Here is a 9,666-nt window from a genome sequence, read left to right as displayed (position 1 = left end):
GCCACCATCTAAGGTGCCACTCGGTGGTTTGTTATCTATGTCGGCAACCTGAGCATAACCTTGCTCATAATCACTTAGCACCATGACATCACAGTTGTGCTCAGCATGGGTTTCAAAGCGAAACCATATCCCCACATCCGCCAATAAGCGTTGTATGAACTCAAGGTCACTTTCTTGCCATTGGGTAATAAATTCTCGAGACGGGTAGGTGTCTTTTAATTCCAAGCGGTAATCAATGCCGGTAAAACCATGGCTGCGCAGTATCGATTCCACTACACTTACCACGCTTTGGTTTTGAAAAATGGCACACTGTTTTTTCATGGCTAACAACGCTAAGCGGGATGATAAAACAACTTGATAATGCGCTTGCTCTTTACTGACCGATAGCTGACTAAATGCGGTAACCACCCCATGAAGTGTGCGCCCGTCACTGATAGCCGGTAAGCCGCCTAGTGAGCGTATTGCTTCTGTTAATGGCTGGTTTAAAAAGGGATTAAATGAGAAAGTGGCGTTTTGGTTAAGCAGCGAATCAATGGCAAGGGCTTTATCATGGGCAACAATTACTTGAGCCATTAAATATATCCATGAGTGACTATATTGCTAAACCGCCAGAGCCAAAAGAAATTATTGTTAAAGAAGAAAAAATTATTATGAAAGAACCACCTCCAGTGATTCGTTTAGATAGTTTAGCTCTATTTGAAAGTGGACAATCAAGCCTAAAATCTGATTCAACCAAAATATTAGTTAATGCATTAGTTGAGATGAAAAAACAGATAAATGCTAACCAAGGAACAGGGTGGCTTATTTTAATTACAGGGCATACTGATTCGACAGGTGATAGCAATAAGAATATTCAATTGTCACTTGATCGAGCTACAGCAGTACGAAACTGGATTATAAAGACTAGTGATATCCCTGAAACATGTTTTGCGATTCAAGGGTATGGAGCAAAAAAACCGTTAACTAGTAATGATACTTTAGAAGGTCGGGCAAAAAACCGACGTGTAGAAATTAGTTTAGTTCCTCAAATGTCAAATTGTATTTTGGCGAATGAATACTAAAAAAATGTTTAACAAAAAAAGGAGTAAAACAATGGCAGTTCCAGCGTATATGTTTTTAAAAGATGATGGCGGAGCAGAAATTAAAGGTTCTGTAACCGTAGTAGGTCGTGAGGGGAGTGTTGAAGTGGTTGAATTTGATCACAAAGTCTACATTCCAACAGACGGTAATACTGGTAAATTAACAGGAACTCGAGTTCACAAAGCTCTTGAATTTGTTAAAGAAGTTGATGCATCATCCCCTTATCTTTATAAAGCTGTAACTACAGGTCAGAACCTAAAATCTGTAGAAATTAAATGGTATAAAATTAATGATGCAGGCCAAGAAATTGAGTACTTTAATACATTAATGGATAACGTAAAGGTTGTATCTATCAAACCTGAAATGCACAATATCAAAGATCCAACAAAGGAACAATATAATCATTTAGAACGTATTGAATTACGTTACGAAAAAATCACATGGACTTATAAAGATGGCAACATCATTCACTCAGACAGCTGGGTTGAAAGTAGAGCTTAATGTGGTTTATGTTGATTCTGTTGTAATAACAGAATCAACAATCATTTAATAAACGATAATATAATGTAAGGAAGAGTAATGATTACAGATCCTTCTGCTTTATTAAGACGACTCAATTCATATTGTGCAAAAGCACTTGAAGCGTCAGCAGAATTATGCCAAACAAGAGCACATCCAGAAATCATGCTTGAACATTGGTTATTAAAATTATTAGAGCAAGGAACTGGTGATATTTCATTGGTTGCAAGACATTATCAATTAGATTTAGATAAAGTCTGGCAAGGATTATTGAATTATCTAGACACATTACCTCATACAGTTAATACAAAACCAAGTTTATCATCATCATTGATTGGAATATTACAGTCAGCATGGTTAAAAGCCTCACTTGAAGATCACCAAGAGACTATTCGTTCAGTACATATTTTACAAACACTACAAGAAATGCCACATTGCTTAAAAGCACAAGATGCATGGCAGTTACTTAGTTTATCGGTTGTTTCATTACAAAAAATGCGTACTCAGTTAGATGAAACTTCGGATGAAAGTCCGACTAATCAACATAAATATTATTCAGATAATTTGCATTTAAATAATGATATCAACAATACAAAGAAGTTAAATATTAATAGTAAACACGATTCTCAAACGGTTGATACTAATAATAATCAACAACAAGCCACACAACAAAGACATTATCAAGCAGCACTTAACCGATTTACCGAAGATATTACTGAAAAAGCGAAAACAGGTAAAATTGATCCTGTATTTGGCCGTGATAGTGAAATAAGACAAATGATTGATATATTATCTCGCCGTCGCAAAAATAATCCAATTTTAGTAGGTGAACCTGGTGTTGGTAAAACAGCATTAGTAGAAGGGCTAGCACTACGCATTGCAGAAGGCAATGTACCTAAAAATCTTGAGAAAGTGAACATATTAGCGCTTGATCTTGGCCTACTACAAGCTGGTGCTGGTGTAAAAGGCGAATTTGAACAAAGATTAAAAAATGTGATAGAAGCTGTTCAACAATCACCTACCCCAATATTACTTTTTATTGATGAGGCTCATACTATTATTGGTGCTGGCAATTCAGTTGGTGGAGCTGATGCAGCAAATTTATTAAAACCCGCCCTAGCTAGAGGGGAGTTACGAACTATTGCTGCAACAACATGGTCTGAATACAAACAATATTTTGAAAAAGATGCAGCTCTAGAACGCCGTTTTCAAATTGTTAAAGTGGAAGAACCTGATGACGAAAAAGCCTGTCTTATGTTACGTGGCTTAAAATCACGATATGCCAAACATCATGGTGTACATATATTAGACGAAGCAGTTAAAACCGCTGTTTCACTTTCTCGACGTTATATTAGTGGTCGTCAGTTACCCGATAAAGCGGTTGATTTACTTGATACAGCATCAGCGCGTGTACGTATGGGGCTTGATACAATTCCTGAATCTATTACACTGCTTGAGGCTCAAATTACTTCATTAACAATAGAGCAAGAAGCTATCAAAACCGATTTAGCACTAGGAGAACACCTACCAACAGATCGTACGGTAGAAATTGGATTACAACTTGATGAACTACAAAAAAAATTAGCCACTCAACAGAAGCAATTTGAAAAAGAAAAAAAACTAGTTGAAACATTAATTGAGTTACGACAAAAATTAACATCAAAATCAGAACAGAAAATTCAAAAACAACTTATCGAAACACAACAAAAATTAAGTGAATTACAAAAAAACTCACCTTTATTATCACTTGATGTTGATAGTCGAATTGTATCTTCTGTTATTGCTGATTGGACTGGTGTTCCTTTAGATAGTCTATTAAAAGATGAACAAAGCCATTTACTTATGCTAGAAGCTGATTTGCGTGAGCGCGTTGTAGGTCAAGATAATGCACTCTTTGAAATTTCTAAAAGAATTCGTGCTGCAAAAACAGGTTTAACCTCGGAAGATGCACCTATAGGCGTATTCTTATTAGTCGGCCCTTCTGGTGTGGGCAAAACTGAAACAGCATTAGCACTTTCAGATACTTTGTTTGGTGGTGAACAATCGTTAATCACGATCAATATGTCAGAATATCAAGAATCACATACAGTATCACAGTTAAAAGGCTCGCCTCCAGGTTATGTCGGATATGGCCAAGGTGGAATCTTAACTGAAGCAGTTCGTAAACGGCCATACAGCGTTGTCTTATTAGATGAAGTTGAAAAAGCGCATCGTGATGTATTGAACTTATTTTATCAAGTATTTGATCGTGGTTTTATGCGTGATGGTGAAGGACGTGAAATTGATTTCCGTAATACCTTAATATTAATGACTTCTAATCTAGGTAGTGATCAATTAATGGCACTCTTTGACGAAATGCCTGATGCTAATATTGCTACACAACAAGAGTTATTACGTCCAATTATACGTGAGCATTTTCAGCCAGCATTATTAGCTCGTTTCCAAACGATAATTTATACACCATTAGCTAATGATGCACTGCGAAAAATTGTTGAAATGAAATTAAATAAAGTCTCATCTCGATTACAAAAACACTACAAAATCGAATTTAATGTTGGTGAAAAACTTTATGATACCTTAGTATCAGCCTGTTTATTGCCAGATACAGGTGCGCGTAATATTGATAGTATTTTAAATCAACAAATATTACCGGTGGTATCTAATCTATTGTTGCAAAATGTGAATAATCACAATAGTCAAGAAAAAATGTTACAACTTGATTTTACAGAAACAGACGGTATTGTGCTTGAATGGGTAACTAGAAAAAATAAAGTAATTCCGACAAAATCTAAAAAATCAATAGTAAAGTCTAAGCCAATTAAAAAAAACGATACGGATAATAAAAAGATACCAAAAACAAAGAAAAAGTAGATAATAAAAAATAATCATAAACAACGTAGAGCTAACAATAAAAGACAACACTAGACATAACTATTGCATATTAACAACGATGGTGTTGTTTAGTGATGTCAATAATATTGTTTATAATTTTGATTTAGCAGTATAATCATAAAAATTTTGCTAATTGCAATCGTTTTTACTTGCTTGTTTTATATATTTTAACCCTATTTTTGATTGTTATTTACATGACAAAAATTGCTTATTCCTATTTTTAGTGATGATGGCAATGCTCTGCTCTACCTTTTTAAGCACAATTACCGCTTTCCATTCGCATTAAACTCAGAATTATTGCATAATACGCAGCGTATAAAAGGCCAAACTTAAGTTAGGAATAATTATGGAACTTCTTTGCCCAGCAGGATCTTTACCATCACTAAAAGTCGCCATTGATAATGGGGCTGATGCTGTTTATATTGGTTTGAAAGACGATACTAATGCCCGTCATTTTGCTGGTTTGAATTTTAACGAGAAGCGTTTGATTGAAGCTTCAGATTATGTACACAAACATGGCAAAAAGCTACATATTGCCATTAATACCTTTGCCCACCCTGATAATTTTGAACGTTGGCAATATGCAGTTGATACCGCGGCTAATATTGGTGCTGATGCGTTAATTATTGCTGATCTTGCTATGCTTGATTATGCGGCTGAAAAATACCCTCATCTTGAGCGTCATGTTTCTGTGCAAGCGTCGTCAACCAATGAGGAGTCGATTAAGTTTTACTATAATAATTTTCAAGTACATCGCATTGTTTTGCCACGCGTACTTTCAATGCATCAAGTTAAACAGTTATCACAAGTGTCCCCCGTTCCACTCGAGGTGTTTGCTTTTGGTAGCTTGTGTATTATGGCCGAAGGTCGGTGCTATTTGTCATCTTATTTGACTGGCGAATCCCCTAATACCGTTGGCGCTTGTTCACCTGCCAAATTTGTTCGTTGGGAAGAGACCGAAAAAGGACTGGAATCAAGGCTGAATAATGTGTTAATTGATTGCCATAAAAAAGGCGAAAATGCAGGCTACCCAACATTATGTAAAGGTCGTTATTTTGTTGGTCAGGAGCTTTATCATCCTATCGAGGAGCCAACAAGTTTAAATACCATTGAGCTATTGCCTGAACTGTTTGCCGCAAATATTGCATCAGTTAAAATAGAAGGTCGTCAGCGTAGCCCTGCTTATGTTGAGCAAGTCACTAAAGTGTGGCGACAAGCCATCGATCGCTATAAAGCCAATCCGCAATCGTTCCAAGCCGAACAACGCTGGATCGATACACTTGGTTCGGTGTCAGAAGGCACACAAACAACATTAGGCGCTTATCATCGTAAATGGCAATAAGGTGAGTTAGCAATAGATAATGTGCTAACAGCATCAAGGTAAATCATTGAAAAAGATCTAACATAAATATAGTGAGCAAAACCATGAAATACGCATTAGGACCAGTGCTTTATTATTGGCCTAAAACTGAAACAGAAGCTTTTTATTACTCTGCTAAAGAGAGTCAGGCGGATATTATTTATATGGGTGAAACCGTTTGTACTAAACGTCGTGAAATGAAAGTCGCTAATTGGCTTGAGCTGGCAAAAGAGATCGCAAAATCAGGCAAGCAAGTTGTGCTGTCAACATTGGCTTTGCTTGAGGCTCCATCGGAACTTAATGAGTTGCGGCAATTAATAAATAATGGTGATTTTTTGGTTGAAGCCAACGATTTGGCGGCAATTAACATTGCACAAGAACATAAGTTGCCGTTTGTTGCTGGCCCTGCCATTAACTGTTATAACGCTTTAACGTTAAAATTGTTACAAAAACAAGGCATGGTGCGTTGGTGTATGCCAGTTGAGCTGTCGCGCGATTGGTTGAGTAATGTGCTTAAACAGTTTGAGAGTTTAAATATTGCACGAAATTTTGAAGTCGAAGTGTTCAGTTATGGTTATTTACCTTTGGCTTATTCAGCTCGCTGTTTTACGGCAAGATCGGAAGATAAACCTAAAGATAAGTGTGAAACTTGCTGTATTAAGTATCCTGTTGGACGTGAGGTGTTTTCGCAAGAACAGCAAAAGGTGTTTGTGTTAAACGGTATTCAGACTCAAAGCGGTTATTGTTACAATTTAGGCAATAATCTTAAAGAGATGAAAGGATTAGTTGATATCGTTAGGATTTCACCACTTGGTATTGAAACACTTGATATTATTAAGCAGTTCAAAGCTAACGAAGATGGATTAAATCCACTGCAAATTGAACATAACCGAGATTGTAATGGTTACTGGAATGGGATTGCCGGACTTGAACTTACCCAATAAGCATTTTCTGCCTGAACAGTTTCGGGAAAATTTTTCTGCGCTTAGTCATGATAGCGTATATCTTGATTCGGCAGCAACAGCACTTAAACCGCAAGCCTTGGTCGATACAACACTGGCGTATTATGCTCAAAACACAGCGACAGCAAAACGCAGTTTGCACCAAGATGCGTTGCAAGTCACTGCCACAATTGATAAGGCAAGGCAAAATGTTGCCGATTTGATCAATGCTAAGAGCAGCGCTGAAATTATTTGGACTCGGGGGGCAACAGAGTCAATTAACTTAATTGCCCAGAGCTATGCTCGCCCATTATTGCAACCGGATGATGAAATTATTGTCAGTGAATTAGAGCATCATAGCAATTTGTTACCTTGGTTGATTGTGGCTAAGCAAACAAGGGCTAAAGTCATAAAATGGTCGTCCGATGTTAATGAATTATCATCGTTAATGTCAGCGAAGACTAAAATTGTTGCAATCACCCAAATGTCAAATGTGACAGGATTCTGTCCTGATTTAGCTACAATAAGCAACATTGTTCATCAATATGATGCGGTTTTAGTAGTGGATGGTGCGCAAGGTGTTGTTCATCATGCAATTAATGTTAACCAGTTAGATATCGATTTTTATGTCTTTTCTACCCATAAATTGTATGGTCCAACGGGGCTTGGCGTTTTATATGGTAAAAAGGCATTACTTGAGCTAATGTCGGTTTGGCATGGTGGCGGTAAAATGCTAAAAAGTACTTCGTTTGATGATTTTATTCAAGAAGATCTTCCTTATAAATTTGAAGCTGGCACACCTAATATTGCAGGGATTGTTGGTTTCAATGCCGTACTTGAGTGGTTAAAAAGATGGGATAATAAGCAAGCTGAAAACTACACAAAACAGCTAGCTTATTACGCAAAATCACAACTAAGCCAATTTGCCGATATTCAATTTTATAGTGTGGATGATAGCCCGATAATCACTTTTAATATCAATAATATTCATCATAATGATATTGCTATTTTGTTAAGTGAACAAAATATTGCCATCCGTACTGGCGAGCTTTGTGCCCAGCCTTTAATGAATAAATTAGAATGTCACGGTGCAGTTCGTATTTCATTGATGCCATATAATAATCAGCAAGATGTGGATAAATTTATTTTAGACTTGAAAAGTGCAATTGAAATATTGGTGTAATTCTATTTTAAACGGTATAGAATCCTGAATATTTTTTACAAAATGACCAACCATAAATGAGGCAATATTATGCTATCACAGCAAGCTTTAATCGAATTATTTTCGCAGCAACATTCTTGGCAAGATCGTTACCGACAGCTTGTGATGTTAGCAAAGCAATTGCCTGACTTTCCTGAATCCCAAAAAACAACAGAAAACCAAGTTAACGGCTGTGAAAATCGCGTTTGGTTGACTTATCAAAAACAGAACGATAATACCTATATTTTTAGTGGCGATAGCGAGGGGCGAATTGTGAAAGGGTTATTGGCGGTATTAATCAGTATTGCTAATCACAAAACAGCACAGCAAATAGCTGCTATTGATTTTCAATCGGTTTTGCATGAATTAAAAATTACTGACGAACTAAGCCAATCTCGTTTGCAAGGACTGGCAAAATTGATTGAGCGTATTGAGTCGGTCATATAAAAAAGGAGGCTAATTAGCCCCTCAGATTGATGACAAACCTCGATATAATTCGGGGTTTATTTTTTTATTTAAACCATAAAAAAATGCAATAATCTCCACTTAATCTGACATTTGAGTTATTTTATAACACAAAAAGGAGAGTCAGAAATGAATCAAACAGCCAAAATCATTAAACCTAAATTAGGACTACTAGAATTAGCTAAGCAACTCGGTAACGTTCAACAAGCTTGCAAAGTCATGGGATACAGTCGAGATAGCTATTATCGCTTTAAAAAATTGTATGAGCAAGGGGGTGAGCTTGCGCTTCAAGAAATCAGTCGTAAAAAGCCTATCGAAAAAAATCGGGTAGAGCCACATATAGAACAAGCCGTTGTCAATATGGCCTATGAATATCCAGCTTATGGGCAACATCGAGTTGCCAATCAACTTCGTCAAGAAGGCATCATGGTGTCAGGGAGTGGGGTACGCTCTATTTGGCTACGTCACGATTTAGAAAGTTTTAAAAAACGCTTAATAGCCCTAGAAACCAAAGTGGCACAAGAAGGATGTGTGTTCACTGAAAATCAATTACAAGCCCTTGAAAAAGCCAAAGCATCAAAAGAAGCGCATGGTGAAATTGAGACACATCATCCGGGTTATTTATGTGCACAAGATACCTATTATGTAGGGCACATTAAAGGCATAGGGAAAATATACCAACAAACATTTATTGATACCTATTCCAGACTCGCTTTTGCTAAAGTCTATACCGAGAAAAACAGCCTGATTGCTGCCGATATGCTCAATGATAAAGAGCTTCCTTTCTTTGACAGCGAACAAGTGCCGCTGTTACGCATTCTTACAGACCAAGGTACGGAATATAATGGCCATAAGGAGAGCCATGCTTATGAGCTTTATCTTAATCTAGAAGATATTGAACACACCAAGACCAAAGCCTACAGCCCACAAACAAACGGTATTTGTGAGCGATTCCATAAGACGATGAAAACAGAATGTTATGATATTTTATTTCGGCGTAAGATTTACACGCAATTGAGTGAAATACAAAACGATATTGAGCAATGGCTTGAATTTTACAATCGAGAAAGAGCGCATTCAGTAAATATTGTTATGGGAAGACACCATGGCAAACATGGAATGATGCAAAGGGGTTGGTTAAGGAAAAGCAATTGGAGAATTTATTTTGCTCATCGGACACGCATTTTGTTAAAATGAAAGCCGATGAG

The 9,666-nt window shown here is 36.9% G+C and carries 8 protein-coding genes and 1 pseudogene; 8 read left to right on the top strand and 1 reads right to left on the bottom strand.

From position 1 onward, the window contains the following. On the bottom strand, positions 1–573 hold a 573-nt coding region (locus A9G35_RS06190), incomplete at its 3' end, for a phage late control D family protein (RefSeq protein ID WP_176701397.1). An 11-nt stretch (positions 574–584) separates the two neighbouring features. On the opposite strand from A9G35_RS06190, the gene A9G35_RS06185 reads away from it, so the two are divergent. From A9G35_RS06185 to A9G35_RS06150, 8 genes and pseudogenes are all read left to right on the top strand, one after another. After that, positions 585–1,061: an OmpA family protein gene (locus tag A9G35_RS06185; RefSeq protein WP_065636118.1), complete on the top strand. Its 477-nt coding sequence runs from the start codon at positions 585–587 to the stop codon at positions 1,059–1,061. Between the two features lie 31 nt (positions 1,062–1,092). Next, positions 1,093–1,581 carry an Hcp family type VI secretion system effector gene (locus A9G35_RS06180; RefSeq protein ID WP_065636117.1) on the top strand — a complete coding sequence of 163 codons (489 nt, stop codon included), beginning with the start codon at positions 1,093–1,095 and terminating at the stop codon, positions 1,579–1,581. 78 nt (positions 1,582–1,659) lie between these two features. Next, complete coding sequence (tssH, locus tag A9G35_RS06175) at positions 1,660–4,470, top strand: type VI secretion system ATPase TssH (protein WP_065636116.1); 2,811 nt, start codon at positions 1,660–1,662, stop codon at positions 4,468–4,470. Positions 4,471–4,837: 367 nt separating this feature from the next. Continuing rightward, positions 4,838–5,833, top strand: coding sequence for a ubiquinone anaerobic biosynthesis protein UbiU (gene ubiU / locus A9G35_RS06170; protein WP_065636115.1), 996 nt, complete (start codon positions 4,838–4,840; stop codon positions 5,831–5,833). Positions 5,834–5,916: 83 nt separating this feature from the next. Further along, on the top strand, positions 5,917–6,795 hold the full coding sequence (locus tag A9G35_RS06165) for a U32 family peptidase (RefSeq protein ID WP_065636114.1): 879 nt from the start codon (positions 5,917–5,919) through the stop codon (positions 6,793–6,795). Beyond that, positions 6,752–7,975 carry a cysteine desulfurase CsdA gene (gene csdA / locus A9G35_RS06160; protein WP_255305975.1) on the top strand — a complete coding sequence of 408 codons (1,224 nt, stop codon included), beginning with the start codon at positions 6,752–6,754 and terminating at the stop codon, positions 7,973–7,975. Before A9G35_RS06165 ends, csdA begins: the two co-directional genes overlap by 44 nt. 69 nt (positions 7,976–8,044) lie before the next feature. Beyond that, entirely contained in the window at positions 8,045–8,440 is a 396-nt protein-coding gene (gene csdE, locus A9G35_RS06155; protein ID WP_065636112.1) for a cysteine desulfurase sulfur acceptor subunit CsdE, read from the top strand. A gap of 147 nt (positions 8,441–8,587) precedes the next feature. Next, positions 8,588–9,666 (top strand): annotated as a pseudogene (locus tag A9G35_RS06150) (IS481 family transposase); the annotation flags it as partial.

The sequence above is a fragment of the Gilliamella sp. Choc5-1 genome (assembly GCF_001690595.1).
Taxonomy (GTDB): Bacteria; Pseudomonadota; Gammaproteobacteria; order Enterobacterales; family Orbaceae; genus Gilliamella; species Gilliamella apicola_M.
Note: the sequence above shows the minus strand (reverse complement) of the source record. Positions and strands in the feature narration are given on the sequence as shown.

Excerpts from the sequence above, each read along its gene's own strand:
- ubiU (WP_065636115.1), top strand. The coding sequence starts at position 4,838 with ATGGAACTTCTTTGCCCAGCAGGATCTTTACCATCACTAAAAGTCGCC.
- csdE (WP_065636112.1), top strand. The coding sequence starts at position 8,045 with ATGCTATCACAGCAAGCTTTAATCGAATTATTTTCGCAGCAACATTCT.
- csdA (WP_255305975.1), top strand. The coding sequence starts at position 6,752 with ATGGTTACTGGAATGGGATTGCCGGACTTGAACTTACCCAATAAGCAT.
- A9G35_RS06185 (WP_065636118.1), top strand. The coding sequence starts at position 585 with ATGAGTGACTATATTGCTAAACCGCCAGAGCCAAAAGAAATTATTGTT.
- A9G35_RS06180 (WP_065636117.1), top strand. The coding sequence starts at position 1,093 with ATGGCAGTTCCAGCGTATATGTTTTTAAAAGATGATGGCGGAGCAGAA.
- tssH (WP_065636116.1), top strand. The coding sequence starts at position 1,660 with ATGATTACAGATCCTTCTGCTTTATTAAGACGACTCAATTCATATTGT.
- A9G35_RS06165 (WP_065636114.1), top strand. The coding sequence starts at position 5,917 with ATGAAATACGCATTAGGACCAGTGCTTTATTATTGGCCTAAAACTGAA.